A 22,731-nucleotide genomic window follows, 5' to 3' on the forward strand; every position below is an offset into this window, starting at 1 on the left:
CGGGCAGAGTTGTATCCTGCTTCGCCGATGCGCGGAAGCTGTCCGGTGACCGGGCGCAGCACTATGGCGCGGGGCGGGCGATCCGGGCCAGGCCCAGCCAGGCCAGCGCCGCCGCGGCGACGGCGGCCATCAGCAGCCAGGGATCGGCGCCGGTGACGCGCAGCGCCCAGGGAATCAGCGCGGTGGTCCCGGCCAGGCCGACGAAGGTGGTCAGGAAGGCATAGCCGGCCTGGGCCATGTAGTGCAGCTCCGGCCGGATCCGGGTGCGGATCACGGTCTGGGCCGCCAGATAGGCGCCGCCGAAGGTCATGGCGTGGCCGAATTGGCTGAGGATGATCAGGGGCAAGGGCGGGTCGGTCGCCAGCAGCAGCCAGCGGCCGATCGCGACCAGGCAGCAGGCCGCCAGCAGCGTCGCCGGCGGGATCTTCTCCAGACGCCGTGCGGCATAGCGGTAGACCACGATCTCGGCGGCGACGGCGGCACCCCAGACGATGCCGGTGCTGCCCTTGGCGACGCCATGATCGATCCACCAGATCGTGCCGAAGGAATAGTAAAAGGCGTGCGACGCCTGCAGCAGCAGGGCGGGGACCAGGAGCGGCGCCGCCACCGCCAACGCGGCGGCGCTGGCGCGCGGGTCGAGGCGCGGCGTCGGCGGCTGCCAGGACGGGCCGAGCACCGAGACGCACAGGCACAGCAGCAGCCCGGCGGCGATGTAGGGCAGCAGCGCCGCGCCGTCCGGCAGGACCAGCAGTGCCCCCATGCCGACATTGCCGACCATGAAGGCGAAGGAGCCCCAGGCGCGCATCCGGCCGTAGCCATGGCCGCTGCGCAGCGTGACGGTGTTGGCGAAGCTCTCGATCAGCGGGATCGAGCCGTAGACCAGCCCGACCGCCAGGACCGACAGCAGGCCGACGGTGCCGGGGTCGCCGACCAGCGCGGCCGCGATCAGCACCAGCGCGGCGGCCAGCGCGGCGCCGGCGGCCACGCCGCCGGCCGGCAGCAGCAGGGTCGCGACCATGCCGAAGCCGAGGATGCAGACGGCGCGAAGGGCGAAGCCAGCGGCCATGGTCCAGCCGACCGCATCGGCGGCCAGGCCGCTCGCCGCCAGCCACACCGGCAGATAGGGGGTCAGGATGCCGCTGACCCCGTAATGCGCCGACAGGGCCGCGACCGCGCGCAGCCGGCCGTGGTCGCCCGTGGGCCGTGAAACGCCGTCCGAGGGACTGCTCACCGCGTTGCCTCTCCCGCCAGGCGGGAGAGGCAATACGAAGCGATGGGCCGGCGCCGTTTTCTCACAGCCGGACCATGGTGCCGGTGCGGCGCGAGCGTTCGGCGGCGAAGGCCATGAAATGGCTGTCCAGCGATTCTTCCAGCGAGGTCAGGGCGACATTGACTTGGCTGCGGCCGCGGCGCTGGATCTGCCGGCCCAGGAACTCGGCCATCAGCCGATCGTCGCCGCCTGCATGGCCACCGTCGCCGGGCACGGTCAGGCGGATCGTGGTGATGTCGTCGGTGCGGAAGTCGATCACCGTGATCTCGTTCTTCTCCAGATGCCCGGCGATCTCGCCATGGGTGCCCATCAGATGCAATGTCCGGGTGTTCTCGGCGGTGAAGGCGCTGACGTTCAGCGTGGCGCTGACGCCGTTGGCGAAGCGCATCGCCACCACCTGGTTGTCGACCACGTCGTTGTCGCAGCGATAGACGCAGCGGCCATAGGGCCCCTCGCGCAGGGCGGCGCGGATGCCATCGGGCGAGGTGTCGAGGCTCAGCACCTTGTGCGGCCAGGCATCGGCCGGCTTGAACTTCTCGAGATAGATTCGCTGGGCGGAATAGGGGCAGACCCGCTCGACCTTGCAGCCCTCGTCGCAGCGGTCGGTCGACCCATCGGGCGCGTTCTCGCGCCGGAAATGCGCCAGTGAGCCGTAGGAGGAGACCTCCTGGCAGGGCGCCCCGGCCAGCCAGCGGATGATGTCCAGGTCGTGGCAGGTCTTGGCCAGGATCAGCGGGCTGGACTCCTCCTCCCGCCGCCAGTTGCCGCGTACGAAGCTGTGGGCGAAATGCCAGTAGCCGATGTGCTCGGTCTGGCGCAGCGTCACCAGCCGGCCGATCACGCCGCGGTCCAGGATCTCTTTGATGCGCGAGAAGAAGGCGGTGTAGCGCAGCACATGGGCGACTGTCACATCCGCCCCGGTCTCCCGCGCCGCCTCCGCCAGGATACGGGTCTCCTCCTCGGTCGGCGAGATCGGCTTCTCCAGCAGGATGCCGAGGCCGCGGCGGATCGCGGCCAGCGCCGGCTCCAGATGCAGCGCGTCCGGGGTGGTGATCAGCACCGCGTCCAGTTCGGTCTCGCGCGCCAGCAGGTCGCGCCAGTCGGCATAGAGATGCTCGGATCCCAGGCCGTGCCGGGCGGCGGCGTCCTGCAGGCGGTCGGCCCGCGGGTCGGCGATGGCGACGATCCGCGCCTGGTCCGGCCGGCGGCGGATATAGTCGCCATAGGCCTCGATGCCGCGGCTGCCGGCGCCGATCACCGCGACGCGGATCTGCTGGGATTTCAGGGATTTGGACATCGGTCTTGGCTTTCGGCTCGAACGATGGAGTTGGGAGGCTAGCCCTTTACCGCGCCGGCGATCATGCCGCGGGTGAAGTGCTTCTGGACCAGGGCGAACAGGATGGCGGCGGGCAGGGTGGTGACGACGCCGGCGGCCATCAGATAGTCCCAGCGGATCACGTTCTCGCCGACGAAGCGGGTCAGGGCCAGGGTGACCGGCCATTTGCCGTCGTCGGTCAGCATCACCAGCGGGAAGATCAGGTCGCTCCAGGCGTGGATGAAGGTATAGATCGCGGTCATCGCCAGGCCCGGCCGCACCACCGGCAGGATGACGTGCCACAGGCTCTTCAGGCGAGAGCAGCCGTCGACCATCGCCGCCTCCTCCAGCTCGCGCGGGATGCCCAGCAGGAAGCCGTGCAGCAGCCAGATCGCGATCGGCGTGGCCAGGGCGACGTCGCACAGGATCACCGAAAGGTAGGTGTCCAGCAGCCCGACCGCGATCATGAATTCGTAGAGCGGGATGACGATGACGATCGGCGACAGCATCTGCGTCGCCAGCACCAGGAACAGCAGCGTGGTGCGGCCGGTGAAGCGGAACCGCGCCAGGCCGTAGGCGCCGAGAAAGCCGAAGCTGGTCGAGATCGCGGCGGCGATGCCGGCGATGATCAGGCTGTTGCCCAGCGCCTCGATCACCCGGTACTGGCCGAACAAGGCGCGGGCGTAGTTACCGAAATCCAGGCTGCGCGGCAGGAACTCCGGTGGCCAGACGTAGAGCCGGTCATAAGGGGTGAAGGAGGTCTTCAGCATCACCCAGACCGGCAGCAGAAGGAAGCCCAGCAGCAGGATCAGGGCGCCGTGCCGGCCGATTTCCGGCAGGGTGCGACGCGTGGTCATTCCTCGCCCCCTTTCAGCACGCGCCAGTACAGCAGCGACACCGACATCAGGATGGCGAAGACCACGACGGCCATGGCCGAAGAGGTGCCGAAGTCGAAATTGCCGAAGGCGGTCTCGTAGATCTGGATCGGCAGGGTGGCGGTGGCGCCGGCCGGCCCGCCCTTGGTCAACGGCCAGATCACCTGGAAGGAGTTGAAGGTCCAGACGGTCGACAGCAGCACGCAGGTCATCAGCACCGGCCGCAGCAGCGGCAGGGTGATGCGGCGGAAGATCTGGACCGGCCGGGCGCCATCGATCCACGCCGCCTCGACGAGATCGTCGGGGATGCGCTGCAGCCCGGCCATCAGCGTCACCACCATGAAGGGGATGCCGAGCCAGGCGTCGACCACCACGGTGGCGATGAAGGCCGTGGTCTCCTGGCCGAGGAAGGAGATCGGCTCGCGGATCGCGCCGGTGACCAGGAGCACGGCGTTGATCCAGCCGGACTGGCCGTCCAGCACCCAGCGCCAGGAGATCGCGGCGATCACCGCCGGCGTCACCCAAGGCAGCATCAGCAGCGCCAGGTAGACCTTGCGGCCGGGGAAGGGGCGCTGCAGCAGCAACGCCCCGCCCAGGCCGATCAAAAGCTTCGCCCCCACCGAGCAGGCGGTCCACACCACCGTCAGCTGCAGCGTCCGCAGGAAGGCCGGCTCCTGCACCAGCGCCAGGAAGTTCTCACTCCCGACGAAGTCGTTGCCCTCCCAAGGCGCGGTCAGCACCACATGGTGCACCGACTGCCAGAAGATGCGCAGGACCGGCAGGCCCAGCAGCGCCGCGATCAGCAGCAGCGGCAGCGCCAGATAGGGCCAGGGCGCCCGGTCCGGCGACCAGGGGCGGGCGCGGGTGGCTCTCCGCGGCGCGGTGGAGGCGAGCGCGACCACGGGGTCAGGCGCGCGGTTCGATGCGGGCCTTGCGGATCTTCTCCGCCGCCGCATCCAGCGCCTCCTGCGGCGTCGCCTTGCCCAGGATCGCCGACTGCACCGCCTCGACCAGGATCTTCTCGAAAGGCTGCCAGGCCCGCGGCGTCGGCTGGGCGAAACCGTTCGCCTTCATGGCGATGAAGGTCTGCCAGAACGGCGTCTTGAAGGTGTCCATCTGCTCCTCCTCCGCCAGCAGCGGCACCAGCCCGCTGGTCGCGTCCCATTTGGCGTGGATGTCGGGCTGCAGCAGATAGGCGACGAACTTGCCGGCCGCCTCGGGATGCTCGCTCTTGGCCGAGATGGCGAGGCTGTCGGAGACCAGCTCGCCCTTGCACTCCTTGCCGCAGGGCAACGGCGCGACGGCGTAGGGCGCGGTCTTGTTGTCGGGGTCGAGGCCCATGATCGCCTTGCCCCAGGGGCCGCTGACCATCATCGCGATCTTGCCCTGGGCGAACAGCGGCGGGTGCTGCTCGCGGTTCAACTCCAGCGGGTTGGGCACGACCTTGTCCTTCTGGAACAGGTCGACATAGAACTGCAGCGCGCCCACCGCCTCCGGGCTGTTGATCTTGGTCTCGCCCGACGAATCAAAGGCTTCGCCGCCGTTCTGGTAGACGAAGTTCAGGAACTGGCTGACCAGGGTGACGTGGGCGGCCGCGGCGGTGGCGTAGCCGTACATGCCCGGGTTCTTCTCGGTCACCGCCTTGGCCGTCGCCACCAGCTCGTCCCAGGTCTTGGGCGGGGTCGGGATCAGGTCGGTGCGGTAGTAGAGGGCCTGGGTCGAGAACGCCATCGGCACGGCCATCTGCTTGCCGCCGAACTGCGCCGCGACGCGCACCGGCTCCGGGATCCGCCCCAGCGTCTCGGCGTCGACCAGGCCATCCACCGGCTGGATCGCGCCCATCATCGAGAACTCCGCGACGTTGCGGGTGCCGATATAGGCGACATCGGCGGCGCGGCCGGCGATGAAGTCGGTCGACAGCTTCTGGAACGCCTCGTCCCAGCCCACGCCCTCGACCTTCACGGTGATGTCCGGGTTCTTCTCCTGGAAGCCGGCGACGATCTCGCCCAGCAGCTTCTGGTTCCGCTCCTCACTGGCCCCGGGGATGAAGAAGCGGATCTCCTCGGCCAGGGCCGGCCCGGCGAGGCCGGCGGCGATGACGAGGATGCAAAGGCTCGGCCCGAGCCGCGTTGTGCGCAGGTTCATTCTAGCCTCCCGTGGCTGGTGTTGGTTGGCTTGGGGATAGCCCCGATCCCGGAGGATCAGGGCGGGCGTCTCATCCCGCCCTGGCGCAACAGCAGGTCCAGCGCCAGGCCGACCGCGCCGCGCAGATAGCCGTCGCCCTCATCGGGGCTGATGACGATCCCGGTGCGGCATTCGTCGAAATTGTAGCCATGGGCGCGGAAGCTCTCGTTCAGCGCCTTCAGCAGATAGATGTTCAGCGCCGGCTGCGGCGCCCGGAACACGATCGCCTCCAGGTCGAACAGGTTGGCGACCTGGGCTAGGGCCTGGCCGATCCAGCGGCCGGCGCAGTCGAAGATCTCGATCGCCTCCGGGTCGCCCTGCGACGCGATATGGGCCAGCACGGCGATGTCGTCGGACAGGCCGCGCTTCAGCGCCTGGCGCGAGATGGCGGACAGGGAGGCCARCGACGCCAGGCAACCGCATTTGCCGCAGCGGCAGGCGGCGCCGGAATAGGGTGCCAGCGACAGGTGGCCGATCTCGCCGGCCTGGCCCTTGCCGCGATAGACGTCGCCGTTGATCGAGATGCCGGAGCCGATCTCGTTCTGCAGGCTCACCACGGCGTAGTTCTCATAGGCCCGGGCCAGGCCCAGCATGCGCTCGGCGACGACGATGGCGTTGGACGGGGTCTCGGCCGCGACGCCGATGCCGAAGGCGTCCTGCAGCGCCGCGGTCAGGCGCTGGCCGGCGCCGATCACCTCGGCCCGGCGCGGCCCGACCTCGCCCAGCACCACGCCGCCGGCGGCGAGGGCGTCCCAGCCGGGGCCGCCCTGGCGGCGCAGGCGGTCCAGCGCGTCGACCAGCGGCGACGGGTCGTCATTGGCCGGGACGGGCAGGGGGATTGGGCTCTGCTTCGGCGTGCCGGCCAGGTCGGCGATCACCAGCTGTGCCGATTCGGCGCCGAGATGCAGGCCCAGCAGCGTGCCGTAGCCGGGGTCGAGGTCCAGCATCATCCGCGGCCGGCCGCCGCCCGACGCCTTGGCGCCGGTCTCGCGCAGCAGGCCGTGGCCGATCAGGGTGCGGACCAGGGGGGTCATGGCCGAGGCGCTGAGGCCGAGCTCGCGCGCCGCCTCGATCCGGCTGGCGCCGCCGCGGCGGTGGATCAGGCGCAGCAGCTCAGAGGCATCACGCCCGCGCAGATCCAGCTCTCCGATGCCTCGCCCCATCTCGCCTCCGCGCGCTGCTCTTCGTTCTCGAAGGCTGCGTCTGATGGGACTCATATTTCAGGATGCCGCAGCGGACAAGCCTGATAATTTCTATTTCAGAAATAAGTCGAGGACGCGACCGAGACACCGTCGCATCGGCGTCCTGCGTCCGAGCGGGGTTGTTAACCTCGAGGCCGTGGTCGGAAGATAGCTGCCTGATTCCCCGATGTCCGAGCCGCGACCGACGATGCCCGACACCCTCACCCTCTACGAGCTGGCCGGCGCCGATGCCGCGCTGCGCTTCAGCCCGCATTGCTGGAAGACCCGCATGGCCCTGGCCCATAAGGGGCTGGAGGCGGACCGGGTGCCGTGGCGGTTCACGGAGAAGGAGGCGATCGCCTTCTCCGGCCAGGGGCTGGTGCCGGTGCTGGTGCATGACGGCGAGACCGTCTCCGACTCCTGGCGGATCGCGCTGTATCTGGAGGAGCGGTTCCCCGACCGGCCGTCGCTGTTCGGCGGTCCCGGCGGCATCGCGCCGGCGCGCTTCGTCAACGACTGGGCCGACATGACCCTGTCTCCCGCGATCGCGCGCATCATCCTGCTCGACATCCATGACCGGGTGCATGACACCGACCGCGCCTATTTCCGCGCCAGCCGCGAGACGCGGTTCGGACGGACGCTGGAGGAGGCCGTGGCCGACCGGCCGGCGCATCTGGCCACCTTCCGCCAGGCCCTGGCCCCGCTGCGACGGAATCTGGCCAGCGCCCCCTTCATCGCCGGGCCGGCGCCGGCCTATGCGGATTACTGTGTCTTCGGCATGCTGATGTGGGCCCGCTGCATCAGCCCGGTCGAGCTGCTGGAGAGCGACGATCCGGTCTTCGCCTGGCGCGACCGGCTGCTCGACGCCTTCGGCGGCGTGGCCCGGGCGGCGCCCTGCGCCTAGGGCGCGACGTCGAAGGCCGGGTGGAACGTCACCGTTCCGCCCGGCACCTCGGCGCCGAAGGGCAGCACCAGGAAGTATTGGGACGGGATGCCCGGCGATTGCAGCCGTGGGTCGGCGGTGAAGCCGAAGCGGCTGTAGTAGCCCGGCGCCCCGGCCAGGACGCAGCCTTGGGCGCCGAGGGCGCGGATCCGGTCGAGGCCGGCGCGGATCAGGGCCTGGCCGATGCCCTGGCCCTGCCGGTCGGGGCGGACCGCCACGGGGCCGAGCCCGTACCAGTCCCGGGCCGTGCCGTCGATGGCGACGGGCGAAAAGGCGACCTGGCCAAGGATTTGGCCGTCCTCCTCCGCCACCAGCGCCAGCGCTCCGGCGGCCCGCAGCGCGTCGAGGATGGCCGGCTCGCGGCCGTCGCTGTAGGGCCGGCCGCGGAAGGCGTCGCCGACCAGCTGCCGCACCACGGCATCGTCATCCGGCTGCTGGTCCCTGATCATGCCGCTGTCCCCGACTCAGGTGTCGAGCATGGTCAGGGCGGCCTTGCGGTCGCCCGGCTTCAGCTTCAGGAACAGCGCCCGGGCTGCCTTGATGTCGCGCTCGACCCCGCTCTCCGCCGCGGCCTTCAAGGCCACCGCCGTCGCGTGTTCCGGCCCGCAGATGAAGGCCACCGCCTTGGCCAGGCGCCCCATGGCTTCGCGATCGATCTTGGTCTCGTCCATCCCGGTCCTGCTCCCTGCCGTCGGGGGTCTCAGGACCGGTTTGAACCATCGCCGGAGCGTTGCACAGGATTTTCCGCCCGGCGGCGCCGGTCAGTCGCCGGTCCGTTCGAAGCGCATGATCCAGTTGGTCTCCCAGCTGTCGCCGCCATCGGTGGAGAAGGCTTGGTCCCAGCGCGCCGAATGCCCGGTGATCTCCGACCAGATGAAGCGCACCCGGATCGGCGTGCCCTCCCAGACGTCGTCGGCGAAGAAGGTGCCGATTCCGTTCTCGAAGCGGCCGCGCAGCGGCGCCTCGTCCATCTTCAGGGTGCGGCCGTCGAACCACCAGATCGACCACAGCTTCGACTCGGCGTCGAACAGGCGCAGCGTGGCGGCGCGGTAGGTGCCGGCCGGCAGCTCCAGGATGTTGTCGTCGATGGTGCCCAAGCCGCCGATCAGCGGGCGCATCTCGGAGGCGCCGGCGAACTCGTCCCACAAGGTGTCGCCGGCCAGGCGGCGGCGCAGCCGGCGGTGCGACACCGACCAGCGGCCGAACAGCGGGCCGAAATCGTCGCGGCCGTCGTTCGGCATATCGGGGACGCTGGAATCGGTGCCGGGGGCGGGCTTGGCGAACAGGGCGGGCATCGGTCTCTCCGGGTTGGACTGTCGATGCGACGGAGAATGACGGCGGCCAACTGACATCCAGTGTCAGGATTTTTTCGGCTATGCTCGCGCCATGCGCGCCAACCGCCTGCTGTCGATCCTGCTGCTGCTGCAGTCCCGCGGCCGCCTGACCGCGCAGGCGCTGGCGGCGGAGTTCGAGGTGTCGGTGCGCACCGTCTACCGCGACATCGACGAGCTCTCCGCCGCCGGCGTGCCGGTCTATGCCGACCGCGGGCCGGGCGGCGGCTTCGCGCTGCTGGACGGCTACCGCACCCGGCTGACCGGGATGACCGCGAGCGAGGCCGAGACCCTGCTGCTGGCCGGGCTGCCCGGGCCGGCGGCGGATCTCGGCCTGGCCGAACCGCTGGCGGCGGCGCGGCTGAAGCTGCTGGCGGCGGTGCCGCAGGCGGCGGGGGAGGGCGCGGCCCGGGTCGGCGACCGCTTCCACCTCGACCCGGTCGATTGGTACCGCCGGGCCGAGCCGCCGCCGCACCTGCCGGCGATCGCCCGGGCGGTGTGGGGCCAGCGGCGGCTGGTGATCCGTTACGAGAGCTGGTCTGCGACAGTGCGGCGCACGGTCGACCCGCTCGGCCTCGTGCTGAAGGCCGGCGCCTGGTACCTGATGGCGCGGATCGGCGACGGCATCCGTGCCGACATCCGCACCTACAAGGTCGCCAAGGTGCTGGATCTCGACGTGCTGCCGGACGGCTTCGACTACCCCGCCGGCTTCGACCTGGCGGCGCAGTGGCAGGAATCGCTGCAGCGCTTCGCCCGCGAGCTGCGCCGGGCCGAGGCGGTGCTGCGTGTGTCGCCGGAGGCGCTGCCGCTGCTCGACCGGCTCGGCGCCGATGCAGTCGAGGCGGTGCAGCGGGCGGAGTCCGACGCCGAGGGCTGGCGGCGGGCGACGGTGCCGATCGAGGGCGTCGGCCACGCCGCAAGGCTGCTGCTCGGCTTCACCGACACCATCGAGGTGCTGGAGCCGCCGGAGCTGCGCCAGGCCCTGGCGGAGGGCGCGCGGCGGGTGACGAAGTTGTATGACAAGGAGGATTGACAATCCCGGCCGGCGGCCTACCGTCCGGCCAATGCCGCGCCTCTCGGAAGGCCCGGCCCGCCAGCAAGAGAGCACACGATGGACAAGCGCGGCCTGCGGAAGGGCCTGACCAGCTACGGCGATGCCGGCTTCTCGCTGTTCCTGCGCAAGGCCTTCATCAAGGCCATGGGCTATTCCGACGACGCGCTGGACCGGCCGATCATCGGCATCGTCGACACCGGCAGCGACTTCAACCCATGCCACGGCAACGTGCCGGCGCTGATCGAGGCGGTGAAGCGCGGGGTGATGCTGGCGGGCGGCATGCCGATGGCGTTCCCGACCATCTCGATCCACGAATCCTTCGCCCACCCGACCAGCATGTTCCTGCGCAACCTGATGGCGATGGACACGGAGGAGATGATCCGGGCCCAGCCGATGGATGCGGTGGTGCTGATCGGCGGCTGCGACAAGACCGTGCCGGCCCAGATCATGGCCGCGGCCAGCGCCGACCTGCCGGCGATCGTGCTGCCGACCGGCCCGATGGTGGTCGGGCACCACAAGGGCGAGGTGCTGGGCGCCTGCACCGACTGCCGGCGGCTGTGGGGCCGCTACCGGGCCGGCGAGATCGACGATGAGGAGATCGAGGCGGTGAACGGCCGGCTGGCGCCGTCGGTCGGCACCTGCATGGTGATGGGCACCGCCAGCACCATGGCGATCCTGGCCGAGACGCTGGGCCTGTCGCTGCCCGGCGCCGCCGCCATCCCGGCGACCCATGCCGACCGCATCCGCTGCGCCGAGGCCACTGGCCAGGCGGCGGCGCGGATGGCGGTTACCGGCGGGCCGCGGCCGTCCGAGATCCTGGGCCCCGGCGCCTTCCGCAACGCCATGGTGGCGCTGCAGGCGGTGGGTGGGTCGACCAACGGGCTGGTGCATCTGGCCGCCGTCGCCGGCCGGGTCGGGCAGCCCCTGGACTATGCCGAGTTCGACCGGATCGGGCGCGAGACGCCGGTGCTGATCGACCTCAAGCCCTCCGGCGCGCATTACATGGAGCATTTCCACCATGCCGGCGGCGTGCCGCACCTGCTGGCGGAGCTGCAGGACCTGCTAGACCTGACCGTGCCGACCGTGGCCGGCGGCACCCTGGCCGACACGCTGCCCAAGCCGGGCGAATGGCGCGACGAAGCGGTGATCCGGCCGCGGTCGAACCCGCTGAAGGCGCAAGGCGCCATGGCGGTGCTGCAGGGCAATTTGTGCCCGCGCGGCGCGGTGATCAAGCAGTCGGCGGCGACGGCGGCGCTGCTGCAGCACACCGGTCGGGCGGTGGTGTTCGAGTCGATCGAGGACATGGCGGCGCGGATCGACGATCCCGATCTCGACGTCGCGGCCGACGACGTGCTGGTGCTGTGCAGCGCCGGGCCGAAGGGCGCGCCGGGCATGCCGGAGGCCGGCTACCTGCCGATCCCGCGCAAGCTGGCGCAGCAGGGGGTCAAGGACATGGTCCGCCTGTCCGATGCGCGGATGAGCGGCACCGCCTTCGGCACCATCGTGCTGCACATCACGCCGGAATCGGCGGATGGCGGGCCGCTGGCGCTGGTGCGCACCGGCGACCGGATCCGGCTCGACACCGCCGGCCGGCGGCTGGACCTGCTGGTCGACGACGCCGAGCTGGCCCGCCGCGCGGCCCAGGCGCCGCCGCCGAGGCCGGCGCCGGACCGCGGCTATGCCCGGCTGTTCCACGACAGCGTGCTGCAGGCCGATGAGGGCTGCGATTTCGACTTCCTGGTGCCCGGCCGGAAGGCCGGCTGAACCGACCGACTGAGGATGGCCTCCATGCCGAGACTGACCGGCGTCATCGCCGCCGCCGCCACGCCGCTGCGCGACGATCTCTCCATCGATCATGAGCGGCTGGTCATGCATTGCCGCTGGCTGCTCGGCGACGGCGGCTGCGACGCCGTCAACCTGCTCGGCACCACCGGCGAGGCGACATCCTTCTCGCTCGAGCAGCGGCTGGCGGCGATGCGGGTGGTGGCCGAGGCCGGCCTGCCGATGCACCGCTTCATGGTCGGCACCGGCGCCTCGGCGCTGGCCGATGCGGTGCGGCTGACCGCGGAGGCCAAGGCGCTGGGCTTTGCCGGGGCGCTGCTGCTGCCGCCCTTCTACTACAAGGGCATCGACGATGAGAGCCTGGCGGCCTATGTCGACACGGTGATCGACCGGGTCGGGGCCGAGGGGCTCGGCCTCTACCTCTATCACATCCCGCAGAACACCGGCGTGCCCTGGCCGATCGAGGTGGTGGCGCGGCTGGCCGAGCGGCATCCGGGCACCCTGGCCGGGCTGAAGGATTCCTCAGGCGACATCGCCTATTCGACCGATCTGGCCGGGCGGGTGCCGGGCATCGCAGTGTTCCCGAGCTCCGAGGCCACGCTGGGTCTGACGAAGGAGCGCGGCTTCGCCGGCTGCATCTCGGCCACCACCAACGTCACCGGCCCCCTGGCCCGGATCGCCTTCCACCAGGCCGGCAGTCCGGAGGCGGAGACCGCGGTGGCCGCCGCCGCGGCGGTGCGGGCCGCGCTGAGCACCGTCACCCTGGTGGCGGCGGTCAAGGACACGGTGGCCGAGATCCATGGCGACGCCGCCTGGCGCCGGCCGCACCCGCCGCTGCGTCCGCTGACCGAGGCCGAGCGCCGGACCCTGCGCGAGGCGCTGGCCGGAACCGAGTATCCGCAGCTGTTCGGGCGCTGAGGGGCGGAGAGTGATGGCGCTCCCCATCCTCTTGGCCGTCATTCCCGCGAAAGCGGGAATCTCTCGCCGGTCTGACGTGACGAGATCCCCGCTTTCGCGGGGATGACGAGGGTTTTGGTATATGCAAGCCGGAGCGGCGCGCGGACGCGCGCAGCCCCTCCCCCAACCCCCTCTCGCAAGGGGAGGGGGAGAGTGGAAGGGAAAGGTGGCTTCGTAGGTTGGGTTCGCGGCAAGCGAACCCAACAGGCCATGGCGCGGCGGCGAGATGTTGGGTTCGAAGGCGAACCCAACCTACGCGGTCACGCCGCACCAGCGCTCAGCTGCTGTCCGGTTCCGCTGGCTTAGGCATAGGCCGGCCGACGCCGGACTCATCCGGCGGGTGGGGCCAGCCCTCTGCGGGTTCGCGATCGTCAGCCTCGGTGGGCTCCGCCTCCGTCTCGGCAACGTCGTCCATACCCTGCGGCTGCCGGATCGGATGCGGCGGGCGGCCGATCTTGCGGCACACCGCTTTCAGGAACTCCTCCGGCGACAGCGTGTCGATCTGCACGTCCAGGATCTCGTCCTCGACCAGCCTCTCCCGCACCAGCTTCCGCACACGTTCGACGTCGTCGGCGTCGTCCGGCTTCGTCACCGCCTGGACCACCGCCTCCGCGGCCTGCTCCCGGCGCTGCCGCCGGCGCTCCTGCTCGCCCGATGCCTTGCGCTTTTCCCGGCGCATCAGATAGTCGGTCCGGATCCGCTCGGTCATCGCCAGCGACAGCCGCACCGACCGGGACAGCCGCGACTGCGTCAGCCCGAAATCCGGTGTGTCCGGCCCCGCGGGCGTCCTGTCCTGCTGCCGCTCGATCATCCGCTTGGTGCGCAGGTCGGACTGGACCAGTTCGCGCAGCGCATCCAGCGCCCATCCCGTCCAATGCATGTCGGCGTCGGTCGGCCGGATCTCGTCGGAGTCGGGTTGCGCCATGTCCATAGAACGTATCATGAACGATAGCAGCCGGTAATACTACTGCGATCGTGCTCGCCGCCAGCGCACCCAGCGGGTCTACACCGCCCGCCAGTCTCCGAAGGTGGCGGCCTGGCCGTGCAGAGTGCCGGCCTCGTCGATCAGCTGCCAGACGATGGCGCTCTCGATCCGGAAGCGGCGGCCCGACCTGGCGATGCGGATGCCGCGATAGTCGCCGATGAAGCCGTCGCGGGTAACGGCGTCCAGCAGGCGCTGCCGCTCCGCCCGGTCCGGCGCCTCGGCCGAGAGGCGGGAGGACAGGCCGGTGAACTCGTCCCAGCCATATTCGAAGCAGGCCTGGGCCGCCCGGTTGGCGTAGACGAAGCGCGGGTCGGCCGCGGTGTTGTGGGCGAGTACGCAGAAGGGAGCGTCGTCGTACAGCCAGCGCGCCCGGGCTGCGTCGTCGTCTCCGACGTCGTCCGGCAGCAGCGGCGCGCCGACCAGCCGGGCATGACTGCCGGCCAGGAGGCGCAGGAAATCGGGATCGCGGGCCAGGCCCGCGGGACGGAGGCGCGGGGCGCGGAGAGGCTGGGCCATCACAGGTTGCTCGCTCTCGGATTGATGCCGAGGATGTGCCCGGCATCGACCGGCACCGTGACCAGGGTCGAGGTCGTGGCGCTGCGATGGGCGTCGAGGATGTCGTCCAGATTGCCGAGGTCGGGGTGGAGCGCGGCCGAGCGCCAGCCGCAGGCGCCGGCCATGGCGGCGAAATCCATCCGGGCCAGGCGGTGGTGGCGGCGCGAGGCCGGCGCGTCCGGGATGATCGTGTGCACCCCCTGCTCGATGATGCCATAGCTGGCGTTGTCGAGCAGGAACAGCAGGATCCCCAGGTCGCTGGCCTCCGCCAGATATCCGGCGAACAGACGGAAGCAGCCGTCGCCGGTGAAGCCGACGACATCGCTGTCCGGTGCTGCCAGCCTGGCGCCGATGGCCAGGCCGAGCACATTGCCCATGGCCGAGCCGCGATACAGCGAGAAGAAGCGCGCCTGCGGGTGGGGGCGCTGGACCACATATTGGCGGTCCTTGTAGGCCAGGCAGACGTCGTCGAAGCCGATGGTGCCCGGCCGCCAGCGGGCGTCCAGCGCCCGGAACAGTGCGGCCATGTCGACATGGCCTGGCCTGGGCGCCCCGGGATGGCGCGTGTTGAGGTCGTCCGGCGCCGGGCCGGTCCGGCGGGTCTCCGGCGGGTGCCGTTCGAGCCGGCCGAGCAGGGACCGGAGCGCCGTCTCCAGCGGAGCGACGAGCTGCCGGTAAGCGCCGGCGGCACGATGGCCGAAGCCGCCGTCGACCTGGCCGTAGCCGTCCGGCAGGCCGGTCAGGATGAAGGTATCGCCGGCGGCATAGGGGGCGTGGTTGACCGTGTACTCGTCCGGGCAGGCCCCGAGCACCAGCAGCACGTCCTCCGCCCCGATGCCCTGCCAGAGCCGAATCGCCGCGTCGTTGCCGCCGAAGGAGATAGTGCCGTGGCCGTGGGGATTGCCGCGCTCGACCCCGTTGGCGCCGTTGATGCTCCAGACGATCGGGCTCCCGAGCCGCTCGCACAGGCGGGAGGTCAGTTGCGGCGCGTTGGGATACCGCGCCAGCTCCTCGCCGGCGAGGATGACGACGCGCCGGCCGCGGATGCGCCGGCAGAATGCGTCCGCGAAAGCTTCCGCTTCGGCCAAGGCGAGCGCCGGATCCGGCTGCGGCGGCGCGCGATGCGGGGCCATTTCGGTCCTGAGCGCGCCATGGTCGAGGACCAGGACGACCGGCTTGCAGCGCTGCAGCTGGGCATGGGCCTGGCGCAACTGCCGGTTCATGGTCGCGGCGTCGTCCAGCACGAAGACGCCGTCCGGCAGCTCGGCGCGCAGCTGCGCCAGCATGTTGCTGCCGTGGCGGCTGGTGTCCTGCAGCGGGGACAGGCCTTCGGTCGCTTCCGGCGAGGCCGGAACGATGTAGACCGCCGGGATGTCGTGCAGCTTGGCGTCGCTGAGGCCGCAGCCCAGCAGCTTGGTCGCCGCGCCGGTGGTCGCGATGCAGGCGCCGATGCGGCCGGACGCCAGATAGGTGCCGAGCGGCACGAAGCCGGCGGCATATTCGCCGAGCGACAGGAAGCGCATCCCCTCAGGTTCGCCCAGGCCGGCCGCATCCTCTCCCGCCTGGAGCGGCGCGAGCTTTTCCAGGAACCGGATCGCCCCGCCGCCGGTGACGCCGGCACAGACCTCGATGCCCCATGACTCCAGCGTCGCCACCAGGGTCTCGTAGCCGGTCACGGTTTCCGCAATATGAATATCCATGCGAACGCCTCGTGTTCACGCTATCGTGATTTATTCTGTCGAAAGCCTCTATTCAGGCCGGCAGCGCCGCTTCCACCGTGTTCTGCAGGACCAGGGAGCGCAGCTTGCTGTCGCTGCAGATGGGTTCTTCCGACGCCGTCAGCTCGCGATAGATCGACTCGACCAAGCCTGGTGTCGGCGCCAGGCCGAAGGCCTCGATCTTCGCCTTCAGCGCGTGCCGGCCGGAATGACGGCTGATCACCATCCGCCGCTCGGCGCCGAACCGGTCCGGCTCCAGGAACTCGTAGGTCTGGGGGTTGCGGATGATCGCGGCCTGGTGGATGCCCGCCGCGGTGGCGAAGGCATTCTCGCCGATGATGGCCTTGCCGCGCGCCATCGGCAGGCCGAGGCTCTCGATCAGCAGCCGGCAGGCGGCATAGACCCGGCCGACATCGATGGTCGTCGACCGGTTGAAATGCATCGGATGGGCGGTCAGGGCGGCGACCACCTCCTCCAGGGCACAGTTGCCGGCGCGCTCGCCGATGCCGCACAGCGTCACCTGGATCTCGTCGATGCCCGCCTCGATGGCGGCGAGGGTGTTGGCGACGGCCAGACCGAGATCGTCATGGGCGTGCATGGCGACCTTGACCCCTAGCGGCACGCTCGCCCGCACGATGTCGACCAGACCCACCACCCGGCCGGGCAGCAGGCAGCCGACGGTGTCCGGGATCAGGATCATCGTGGCGCCGGCCCGGGCCGCGACTTCGCACATCGCGCCGAGGAACTCCGGGGCGGCCCGGGTGGCATCCTCGGGGGCGACGCAGATGTCGTCGAAGCCGATCTGCCGGGCCAGCTCGACGGCGCTCTCGATCTCCTCCAGCGCCTGCTGGTGCGTGATCTGGCGCTTGTGGCGCAGGTGGATCTCGGAGGCGACGCCGAGGATCTCGATCTGCGATGCGCGGGCCGGCTCCACGGCTTTGGCGGCGGCCTCGATGTCGGTGCGGTTGGCCCGGGCGAAGGCGCAGATCCGGCTGTCGCGCACGGCTTCCGCGATGGCGCGCACGGCGGCAAGGTCGTTGTCGGACGCCGCCGGGAAGCCTGCCTCGATGGTGTTCACCCCGAGCGCTTCGAGCTCGCGGGCGATGCGCAGCTTCTGCTGCAGCGACATGGCATTGCCGGGCGCCTGCTCGCCGTCGCGCAGGCTGGTGTCGAAGATCGTCAGCGGCCTCTGCAATGAAACAGTCGACACGATCGAACCTCCATTGCCCCGAGTTCAGGGCGTGAATTGCTTCACCCGATCCGTCGTCGCTCGCGGTGACGGAGCCGGATCGGTGCGGCAATCATGTTGTTGGGTGCAGTTGTCTTGGCCTTATTCGCGCGGCGCGAATATAGTTGAGAATGCATGATCTGTTTGTCCGATGTTACTTACGCCATCGGAGTTTTCAGAGTCAAAAGATTCCTTATCTCAAAAAATGCAATCAATTTTATTTGAATGATGGGAGAGAGGGAGGAAAATGCATTGATTTTATCGCGATATTAGGATTTCTGTCATGATATTCTCTGCCTATTGTTGCGGCATATGCTCAAAATACGGCAAATGTTAATTTCGACGGCTCTGCCCCGAAGATGCGGAGTGGCGTTGCGAATCGAATAAGTATCCGCTTATATGAGCGCATGACCGCGCCCGAGATCTTCCAGGCCCTGGCCGACCCGACCCGCCGCGCCGTGTTCGAGCGGCTGGCCGCCGGCGAGCTGAGCGTGACCGAGCTGAAGGCCGGCTTCGCCGTGTCGCAGCCGGCGATCTCGCAGCATCTCGCAGCCCTGCGCCGGGCCGGGCTGGTGGCGGAGCGGCGCGACGGCCGCTTCGTCTACTACCGCGCGGCGCCGGAGGGCCTGGCGCCGCTGGCCGGCTGGATCGACCGCTACCGCGCCTTCTGGCCCGAGAAGGTGGCGCGCCTGAAGTCCCTGCTCGAGGATATGGATGATGCGTGAGCCGAAGCCGGACGACGCTGTCGTCGTCGATTGCGACCTGGACCATCCGCCGGAGAAGGTGTGGCGGGCGCTGACCGAGCCGGAGCTGCTCGGCGCCTGGCTGCTGCCGAACGACATCGAGGCCGAGCAGGGGAAGCGCTTCACCCTGCGGGACGGGCCGGGAACGGGTCAGCCGATCGATTGCGAGGTGCTGGCGGCGGAGCCGCCGCGGCTGCTGCGCTACAGCTGGCGCGGCCGCGACGCGGATGCCGATGGCCGGACGCTGGACACGGTGGTGACCTTCACCCTGGACGGCACGGCGGCGGGCGGCACCCGGCTGCGCATCGTGCACAGCGGCTTCCGGACAGAGGCCCGGGTGCTGCCCTGGACCGGGACGCCGGCGCCGCGGCGCCAGCGGCGCCCCGCGGCACGGCCGCTGGCCAAGGCCTGCGCGGTCGGCGGGAGGCTGCGATGGGCGGCGTGACCATGAGCCTGGTGCCGATGGTGGTGGAGCAGTCGGGCCGCGGCGACCGCGCCTTCGACATCTTCTCGCGCCTGCTGCGCGACCGGATCGTGTTCCTGAACGGCCCGATCGATGACGGCGTCTCGGCACTGGTCTGCGCCCAGCTGCTGTTCCTGGAATCGGAGGACCCGCGGAAGGAGATCGCGATGTACGTCAACTCGCCCGGCGGGGTGGTGAGCAGCGGTCTCGCGATCTACGACACGATGCAATACATCAAGAGCCCGGTTTCGACCGTGTGCATGGGCACGGCGGGGTCGATGGGGGCCTTCCTGCTGATGGCCGGGGCGCCGGGCCGGCGCATCGCCCTGCCCAACGCCCGGGTGGTGCTGCACCAGCCCTCCGGCGGCTTCCAGGGCCAGGCCTCGGACATCGAGCGCCATGCCGAGGACATCGTGAAGCTGAAGCGGCAGCTGAACGGGATCTACGCCCGGCATTGCGGCCGGACCTATGACGAGGTCGAGCGCACCCTCGACCGCGACCGCTTCATGACCGCCGCGGAGGCGAAGGACTGGGGCATCGTCGACCACATCTTTGCGCATCGGGAGGAGGCGGCCTGATGCCTTCCACCCATTTTCCCACCGTCATTCCCGCGAAAGCGGGAATCTCCATCCGAATGGCGTGAAGAGATCCCCGCTTTCGCGGGGATGACGAAAAATGGGTGGCTATTCCTCCTTCACCGCGGCCAGCACCCGGTCGATGAAGGCATCCGCCGCGCCCAGGTGGCGGGCGGGGTCGCGCAAGGCGGGCCAGTCGATCGGGGCCGTCGAGGCCTCGGCCAGCAGGTCGAACAGGTGACGGCCGGAGGCGGTGGCTTTCGCCGCCGCCTCCTTGACCAGGCGCTGTGCTTCCGGGCGCGGCATGTGGGCGGCGAGGGCGAAGCTGGCGGCCTCGGCCAGCAGCAGGCCGTGCGAGGCCTCGAACTGCCCGGCCATGCGGGCCGTGTCGACGGTCAGGCTGCCGGTGACGGCCAAAGCGTGGTTCAGCGCGGCGCCGGCGGCCACCGCCATCTGCGGCAAGGCCAGCCATTCGACCGGCCAGGCGGCGCCGTCGCGCTCATGCTCGTGCAGCATCGCCTGCTGCAGTTGGCCGGCGAGGCCGGCGTTGAAGCGGGCGAGGGCGACCAGCGTCTCCGGCCCCACCGGGTTCGACTTCTGCGGCATTGTAGACGACCCGCCGCCGGCGCCCGGCCGCACCTCCGCCACCTCGGTCTGAGCCAGCAGGATCAGGTCGCGGCCCAGCTTGCCCAGCGTGCCGGTCACCAGCGCCAGCCAGCCGGCGAATTCGGCGATGCCGTCGCGCTGGCTGTGCCAGGGCATCGGCGGCACGGCGAGGTCGAGGATCTCGGCCAGCGCTGCTTCGACCCTGGTGCCGTGCTCGCCCAGCGCGCCCAGGGTTCCGCTGGCGCCGCCGAAGGAGAGCAGCAGCAGGCGGGGCTTCAGTTGGTTGAGACGGTCGCGGTCGCGCAGCAGCGGCGCCAGCCAGCCGGCTGCCTTCAGGCCAAACGAGGTCGGCGTCGCCTGCTGCGACCGGGTGCGGCCGGGCATCACCGTGGCGCGATGGGCGTCGGCGAGGCCGGCCAGGGCCTGGATCAGCGCGTCCAGCCGGCTTTCCTGGATCGCGATCACCCGGCGCAGCCGCAGCACCAGCCCGGTGTCGAGGATGTCCTGGCTGGTGGCGCCCCAATGCACCGCCTGGGCCGCCTCGTCGCCCGCCGACGCGGCGACCGCCTGGCGCAGCGCCGCCACCAGGGCCGGCACCGGCACGCCGTCCTCGGCCGTCTTGGCCGCCAGCGCCGCCGGATCGGGGATGAGCGCGCCGGACGCGGCGGTTATCGCGCTGGCCGCCGCGGCCGGGATCACGCCGCAGCGCGCCTCGGCCTCGGCCAGCGCCCCCTCGACCCGCAGCATCGTCCGCAGCGCCGCGTGGTCGCTGAACAGGACGGCGATCTCCGCGTCGGAGAGCAGCGGGCCGAACAGGGCGGAATCGAAGGGCGAGACGGTCATGGCGGCACTGTATCCCACGGGTCGGTCAGTCGTGACGTCCCAAAAAACGTCATTGCGAGCGCAGCGAAGCAATCCAAAGCCGCACGTGCGGAGGCATGGATTGCTTCGTCGGCTTCGCCTCCTCGCAATGACGGTGAAGGGGACTCAGACCGCTTCCAGCGCCAGGGCGATGCCCTGGCCGACGCCGATGCACATGGTGGCCAAAGCGCGCTTGCCGCCGCCGAGGCTGAGCTGCAGCGCCGCGGTGCCGGCGAGGCGGGCGCCGGACATGCCGAGCGGGTGGCCCAAAGCGATGGCGCCGCCATTCGGGTTCACCTGCGGCGCGTCGTCCGGCAGGCCGAGGTCGCGGGTCACGGCCAGGGCTTGGGAGGCGAAGGCCTCGTTCAGCTCGATCACGTCGAAATCGCCGATCGACAGGCCGAGCCGCGCCAGCAGCCTGCGGCTGGCGGGGGAGGGGCCGAAGCCCATGATCCGCGGCTCGACGCCGGCCGTGGCGCCGCCCAGGATGCGGGCGATCGGGGTCAGGCCGTGGCGCGCCGCCGCTTCCTCCGACGCCACGATCAGCGCCGCGGCGCCGTCATTGACGCCCGAGGCGTTGCCGGCGGTGACGGTGCCGCCCTTGCGGAACGGGGTGGGGAGGGCGGCCAGCTTGTCCAGCGAGGTCTGGCGCGGATGCTCGTCGCGGTCGACCACCACCGGCTCGGCCTTGCGCTGCGGGATGGTCACCGGGACGATCTCGCGCGCCAGCCTTCCGTTGGCCTGGGCCGCCAGGGCCTTCTGCTGGCTGCGCAGGGCGAAGGCGTCCTGGTCGGCGCGGGTGACGCGGAACTGCTCGGCGACGTTCTCGCCGGTCTCCGGCATCGAATCCGTGCCGTACAACTGCTCCATCCGCGGGTTGACGAAGCGCCAGCCGATGGTGGTGTCGTAGACCGCGTTGGTGCGCGAGAAGGCCGTCTCGGCCTTCGGCATGACAAAGGGCGCGCGCGACATGCTCTCGGCGCCGCCGGCCAGCATCAGCTCGGCCTCGCCGGCCTTGATCGCGCGGGCGGCGATGGTCACGGCGTCGAGGCCGGAGCCGCAGAGGCGGTTGATGGTCGAGCCCGGGATCGACTGCGGCAGCCCGGCCAGCAGCAGGGCCATGCGGGCGATGTTGCGGTTGTCCTCGCCGGCCTGGTTGGCGCAGCCGAGGACGACGTCGTCGACCGCCTCCCAGTCGACCTTGCCGTGGCGTTCCATCAGCGCCTTCAGCGGGATGGCGGCGAGGTCGTCGGCACGGACCGCGGACAGGGCGCCGGCATAGCGGCCGATCGGGGTGCGCAGATAGGCGCAGATATAGGCGTCGCGGCTCATGCGGCCTCTCCATGGGCGATGCGGGTGCGCTCCTTCAGGTCGCGCAGCGTCTTCAGCTCGAGCGCCGAGGGCGGCGGGGTCTCCTCGAGATTGTCGGCGAAGCGGACGGTCCAGCCGCAGGTCTCCTGCACCTGGTCGCGGGTTGCGCCCGGATGCAGCGAGATCACGGTGAACTCCTTGGTCACGGGGTCGGGGCGCCACACCGCGAGGTCGGTGACCAGCAGGGTCGGGCCCTTGGTGGTGACGCCGTGGCGGGCGCGGTCGTCGCCGCCGGTGCCGTGGCCGAGCGAGGTGAAGAAGTCGATGGTGTCGACCATGCCGCGCTTGTTCTGCTTCATGGTGATGAAGATCTCGCCGCAGGAGGTCGCGATCTCCGGCGCGCCGCCGCCGCCCGGCAGGCGGACCGTGGGCTTGTGGTAGTCGCCGATCACCGTGGTGTTGATGTTGCCGAAGCGGTCGAGCTGGGCGGCGCCGAGGAAGCCGATCGTGACCCGGCCGCCCTGCAGCCAGTAGCGGAACATCTCCGGCACCGAGACGGTGGTGACGGCGGTGTCGCACAGCTCGCCATCGCCGATCGACAGCGGCAGCACCTCGGGCGCGGTGCCGATGGTGCCGCTCTCATAGATCAGGGTGATGTCCGGAGCGTGGGTCAGCCGCGCCACGTTGCAGGCGGCGGAGGGTGCGCCGATGCCGACGAAGCACACGTCGTCGTTGCGCAGCGCCCGGGCCGCCGCGATGGTCATCATCTCGTCGGGGGTGAAGGCGTCGGCCAT

General features: G+C 70.5%; 23 protein-coding genes. 7 read left to right on the forward strand and 16 right to left on the reverse strand.

Features of this window, described 5'->3' with window-relative positions:
• Positions 1–61: 61 nt before the first annotated feature.
• The 6 genes from AB4Z01_RS10300 to AB4Z01_RS10325 form a co-directional block, all read right to left on the reverse strand.
• Complete coding sequence (locus AB4Z01_RS10300; protein WP_441693083.1) at positions 62–1,231, reverse strand: MFS transporter; 1,170 nt, start codon at positions 1,229–1,231, stop codon at positions 62–64.
• Positions 1,232–1,292: 61 nt separating this feature from the next.
• Complete coding sequence (locus AB4Z01_RS10305) at positions 1,293–2,567, reverse strand: Gfo/Idh/MocA family protein (RefSeq protein WP_441693086.1); 1,275 nt, start codon at positions 2,565–2,567, stop codon at positions 1,293–1,295.
• A 38-nt stretch (positions 2,568–2,605) separates the two neighbouring features.
• Positions 2,606–3,442 (reverse strand): carbohydrate ABC transporter permease, encoded by an 837-nt coding sequence (locus AB4Z01_RS10310; protein WP_441693089.1) that lies wholly within the window; start codon positions 3,440–3,442, stop codon positions 2,606–2,608.
• The gene (locus AB4Z01_RS10315; protein WP_441693091.1) at positions 3,439–4,362 is read right to left on the reverse strand and encodes a carbohydrate ABC transporter permease; all 924 of its coding nucleotides are present in this window, start codon (positions 4,360–4,362) and stop codon (positions 3,439–3,441) included. Before AB4Z01_RS10315 ends, AB4Z01_RS10310 begins: the two co-directional genes overlap by 4 nt.
• A 4-nt stretch (positions 4,363–4,366) precedes the next feature.
• Positions 4,367–5,605 (reverse strand): ABC transporter substrate-binding protein, encoded by a 1,239-nt coding sequence (locus tag AB4Z01_RS10320; RefSeq protein WP_441693093.1) that lies wholly within the window; start codon positions 5,603–5,605, stop codon positions 4,367–4,369.
• Positions 5,606–5,661: 56 nt separating this feature from the next.
• Complete coding sequence (locus tag AB4Z01_RS10325; RefSeq protein ID WP_441693095.1) at positions 5,662–6,807, reverse strand: ROK family protein; 1,146 nt, start codon at positions 6,805–6,807, stop codon at positions 5,662–5,664.
• 226 nt (positions 6,808–7,033) lie between these two features.
• Here AB4Z01_RS10325 and AB4Z01_RS10330 point away from each other — a divergent pair, with 226 nt between their 5' ends.
• The gene (locus AB4Z01_RS10330; RefSeq protein WP_441693098.1) at positions 7,034–7,729 is read left to right on the forward strand and encodes a glutathione S-transferase family protein; all 696 of its coding nucleotides are present in this window, start codon (positions 7,034–7,036) and stop codon (positions 7,727–7,729) included.
• On the opposite strand, the gene AB4Z01_RS10335 is transcribed toward AB4Z01_RS10330, so the two are convergent.
• The 3 genes from AB4Z01_RS10335 to AB4Z01_RS10345 all read right to left on the reverse strand — a co-directional run bounded on the left by AB4Z01_RS10335 (position 7,726) and on the right by AB4Z01_RS10345 (position 9,063).
• Positions 7,726–8,217, reverse strand: a complete 492-nt coding sequence (locus AB4Z01_RS10335) for a GNAT family N-acetyltransferase (RefSeq protein ID WP_441693101.1) — start codon at positions 8,215–8,217, stop codon at positions 7,726–7,728. The genes AB4Z01_RS10330 and AB4Z01_RS10335 overlap by 4 nt on opposite strands.
• Before the next feature lie 15 nt (positions 8,218–8,232).
• Positions 8,233–8,439: a hypothetical protein gene (locus AB4Z01_RS10340; RefSeq protein ID WP_441693104.1), complete on the reverse strand. Its 207-nt coding sequence runs from the start codon at positions 8,437–8,439 to the stop codon at positions 8,233–8,235.
• 90 nt (positions 8,440–8,529) lie between these two features.
• Positions 8,530–9,063: a DUF1579 domain-containing protein gene (locus AB4Z01_RS10345; RefSeq protein WP_441693106.1), complete on the reverse strand. Its 534-nt coding sequence runs from the start codon at positions 9,061–9,063 to the stop codon at positions 8,530–8,532.
• A 91-nt stretch (positions 9,064–9,154) separates the two neighbouring features.
• On the opposite strand from AB4Z01_RS10345, the gene AB4Z01_RS10350 reads away from it, so the two are divergent.
• The 3 genes from AB4Z01_RS10350 to AB4Z01_RS10360 all read left to right on the forward strand — a co-directional run bounded on the left by AB4Z01_RS10350 (position 9,155) and on the right by AB4Z01_RS10360 (position 12,853).
• Positions 9,155–10,132 carry a helix-turn-helix transcriptional regulator gene (locus tag AB4Z01_RS10350; RefSeq protein WP_441693108.1) on the forward strand — a complete coding sequence of 326 codons (978 nt, stop codon included), beginning with the start codon at positions 9,155–9,157 and terminating at the stop codon, positions 10,130–10,132.
• 78 nt (positions 10,133–10,210) lie between these two features.
• Positions 10,211–11,917 carry an IlvD/Edd family dehydratase gene (locus tag AB4Z01_RS10355; protein ID WP_441693109.1) on the forward strand — a complete coding sequence of 569 codons (1,707 nt, stop codon included), beginning with the start codon at positions 10,211–10,213 and terminating at the stop codon, positions 11,915–11,917.
• 24 nt (positions 11,918–11,941) lie between these two features.
• Positions 11,942–12,853 (forward strand): dihydrodipicolinate synthase family protein, encoded by a 912-nt coding sequence (locus AB4Z01_RS10360; protein ID WP_441693112.1) that lies wholly within the window; start codon positions 11,942–11,944, stop codon positions 12,851–12,853.
• A gap of 316 nt (positions 12,854–13,169) precedes the next feature.
• Here the strand turns inward: AB4Z01_RS10360 and AB4Z01_RS10365 are convergent, their stop codons facing one another.
• The 4 genes from AB4Z01_RS10365 to AB4Z01_RS10380 form a co-directional block, all read right to left on the reverse strand.
• Positions 13,170–13,823: a hypothetical protein gene (locus tag AB4Z01_RS10365; protein WP_441693115.1), complete on the reverse strand. Its 654-nt coding sequence runs from the start codon at positions 13,821–13,823 to the stop codon at positions 13,170–13,172.
• Between the two features lie 72 nt (positions 13,824–13,895).
• Complete coding sequence (locus AB4Z01_RS10370) at positions 13,896–14,393, reverse strand: MEKHLA domain-containing protein (RefSeq protein WP_441693118.1); 498 nt, start codon at positions 14,391–14,393, stop codon at positions 13,896–13,898.
• Positions 14,393–16,132, reverse strand: a complete 1,740-nt coding sequence (locus tag AB4Z01_RS10375) for a thiamine pyrophosphate-dependent enzyme (RefSeq protein WP_441693120.1) — start codon at positions 16,130–16,132, stop codon at positions 14,393–14,395. The genes AB4Z01_RS10370 and AB4Z01_RS10375 overlap by 1 nt, the downstream gene beginning before the upstream one ends.
• A 52-nt stretch (positions 16,133–16,184) precedes the next feature.
• Entirely contained in the window at positions 16,185–17,360 is a 1,176-nt protein-coding gene (locus AB4Z01_RS10380; RefSeq protein WP_441693123.1) for a LeuA family protein, read from the reverse strand.
• Between the two features lie 425 nt (positions 17,361–17,785).
• Here AB4Z01_RS10380 and AB4Z01_RS10385 point away from each other — a divergent pair, with 425 nt between their 5' ends.
• The 3 genes from AB4Z01_RS10385 to AB4Z01_RS10395 are packed head-to-tail and all read left to right on the forward strand — an operon-like array spanning position 17,786 to position 19,162.
• The gene (locus AB4Z01_RS10385) at positions 17,786–18,103 is read left to right on the forward strand and encodes an ArsR/SmtB family transcription factor (RefSeq protein ID WP_441693125.1); all 318 of its coding nucleotides are present in this window, start codon (positions 17,786–17,788) and stop codon (positions 18,101–18,103) included.
• A complete protein-coding gene (locus AB4Z01_RS10390) occupies positions 18,096–18,566 on the forward strand; it encodes an SRPBCC family protein (protein WP_441693126.1) in 471 nt (156 codons plus the stop codon). The genes AB4Z01_RS10385 and AB4Z01_RS10390 overlap by 8 nt, the downstream gene beginning before the upstream one ends.
• A complete protein-coding gene (locus tag AB4Z01_RS10395; RefSeq protein ID WP_441693129.1) occupies positions 18,554–19,162 on the forward strand; it encodes an ATP-dependent Clp protease proteolytic subunit in 609 nt (202 codons plus the stop codon). Before AB4Z01_RS10390 ends, AB4Z01_RS10395 begins: the two co-directional genes overlap by 13 nt.
• A 105-nt stretch (positions 19,163–19,267) precedes the next feature.
• Here AB4Z01_RS10395 and AB4Z01_RS10400 read toward each other — a convergent pair whose 3' ends face one another.
• The 3 genes from AB4Z01_RS10400 to AB4Z01_RS10410 all read right to left on the reverse strand — a co-directional run bounded on the left by AB4Z01_RS10400 (position 19,268) and on the right by AB4Z01_RS10410 (position 22,731).
• Positions 19,268–20,608 (reverse strand): 3-carboxy-cis,cis-muconate cycloisomerase, encoded by a 1,341-nt coding sequence (locus AB4Z01_RS10400; RefSeq protein ID WP_441693132.1) that lies wholly within the window; start codon positions 20,606–20,608, stop codon positions 19,268–19,270.
• A 144-nt stretch (positions 20,609–20,752) separates the two neighbouring features.
• Positions 20,753–21,958, reverse strand: a complete 1,206-nt coding sequence (pcaF, locus tag AB4Z01_RS10405; protein WP_441693135.1) for a 3-oxoadipyl-CoA thiolase — start codon at positions 21,956–21,958, stop codon at positions 20,753–20,755.
• On the reverse strand, positions 21,955–22,731 hold the full coding sequence (locus tag AB4Z01_RS10410) for a CoA-transferase subunit beta (protein ID WP_441693137.1): 777 nt from the start codon (positions 22,729–22,731) through the stop codon (positions 21,955–21,957). Before AB4Z01_RS10410 ends, pcaF begins: the two co-directional genes overlap by 4 nt.

The organism is Inquilinus sp. YAF38, assembly GCF_052113205.1.
Taxonomy (GTDB): domain Bacteria; phylum Pseudomonadota; class Alphaproteobacteria; order DSM-16000; family Inquilinaceae; genus Inquilinus.

Excerpts from the sequence above, each read along its gene's own strand:
- AB4Z01_RS10305 (WP_441693086.1), bottom strand. The coding sequence starts at position 2,567 with ATGTCCAAATCCCTGAAATCCCAGCAGATCCGCGTCGCGGTGATCGGC.
- AB4Z01_RS10310 (WP_441693089.1), bottom strand. The coding sequence starts at position 3,442 with ATGACCACGCGTCGCACCCTGCCGGAAATCGGCCGGCACGGCGCCCTG.
- AB4Z01_RS10320 (WP_441693093.1), bottom strand. The coding sequence starts at position 5,605 with ATGAACCTGCGCACAACGCGGCTCGGGCCGAGCCTTTGCATCCTCGTC.
- AB4Z01_RS10330 (WP_441693098.1), top strand. The coding sequence starts at position 7,034 with ATGCCCGACACCCTCACCCTCTACGAGCTGGCCGGCGCCGATGCCGCG.
- AB4Z01_RS10335 (WP_441693101.1), bottom strand. The coding sequence starts at position 8,217 with ATGATCAGGGACCAGCAGCCGGATGACGATGCCGTGGTGCGGCAGCTG.
- AB4Z01_RS10340 (WP_441693104.1), bottom strand. The coding sequence starts at position 8,439 with ATGGACGAGACCAAGATCGATCGCGAAGCCATGGGGCGCCTGGCCAAG.
- AB4Z01_RS10345 (WP_441693106.1), bottom strand. The coding sequence starts at position 9,063 with ATGCCCGCCCTGTTCGCCAAGCCCGCCCCCGGCACCGATTCCAGCGTC.
- AB4Z01_RS10350 (WP_441693108.1), top strand. The coding sequence starts at position 9,155 with ATGCGCGCCAACCGCCTGCTGTCGATCCTGCTGCTGCTGCAGTCCCGC.
- AB4Z01_RS10355 (WP_441693109.1), top strand. The coding sequence starts at position 10,211 with ATGGACAAGCGCGGCCTGCGGAAGGGCCTGACCAGCTACGGCGATGCC.
- AB4Z01_RS10360 (WP_441693112.1), top strand. The coding sequence starts at position 11,942 with ATGCCGAGACTGACCGGCGTCATCGCCGCCGCCGCCACGCCGCTGCGC.
- AB4Z01_RS10365 (WP_441693115.1), bottom strand. The coding sequence starts at position 13,823 with ATGGACATGGCGCAACCCGACTCCGACGAGATCCGGCCGACCGACGCC.
- AB4Z01_RS10370 (WP_441693118.1), bottom strand. The coding sequence starts at position 14,393 with ATGGCCCAGCCTCTCCGCGCCCCGCGCCTCCGTCCCGCGGGCCTGGCC.
- AB4Z01_RS10375 (WP_441693120.1), bottom strand. The coding sequence starts at position 16,132 with ATGGATATTCATATTGCGGAAACCGTGACCGGCTACGAGACCCTGGTG.
- AB4Z01_RS10385 (WP_441693125.1), top strand. The coding sequence starts at position 17,786 with ATGACCGCGCCCGAGATCTTCCAGGCCCTGGCCGACCCGACCCGCCGC.
- AB4Z01_RS10390 (WP_441693126.1), top strand. The coding sequence starts at position 18,096 with ATGCGTGAGCCGAAGCCGGACGACGCTGTCGTCGTCGATTGCGACCTG.
- AB4Z01_RS10395 (WP_441693129.1), top strand. The coding sequence starts at position 18,554 with ATGGGCGGCGTGACCATGAGCCTGGTGCCGATGGTGGTGGAGCAGTCG.
- AB4Z01_RS10400 (WP_441693132.1), bottom strand. The coding sequence starts at position 20,608 with ATGACCGTCTCGCCCTTCGATTCCGCCCTGTTCGGCCCGCTGCTCTCC.
- pcaF (WP_441693135.1), bottom strand. The coding sequence starts at position 21,958 with ATGAGCCGCGACGCCTATATCTGCGCCTATCTGCGCACCCCGATCGGC.
- AB4Z01_RS10410 (WP_441693137.1), bottom strand. The coding sequence starts at position 22,731 with ATGGCCGACGCCTTCACCCCCGACGAGATGATGACCATCGCGGCGGCC.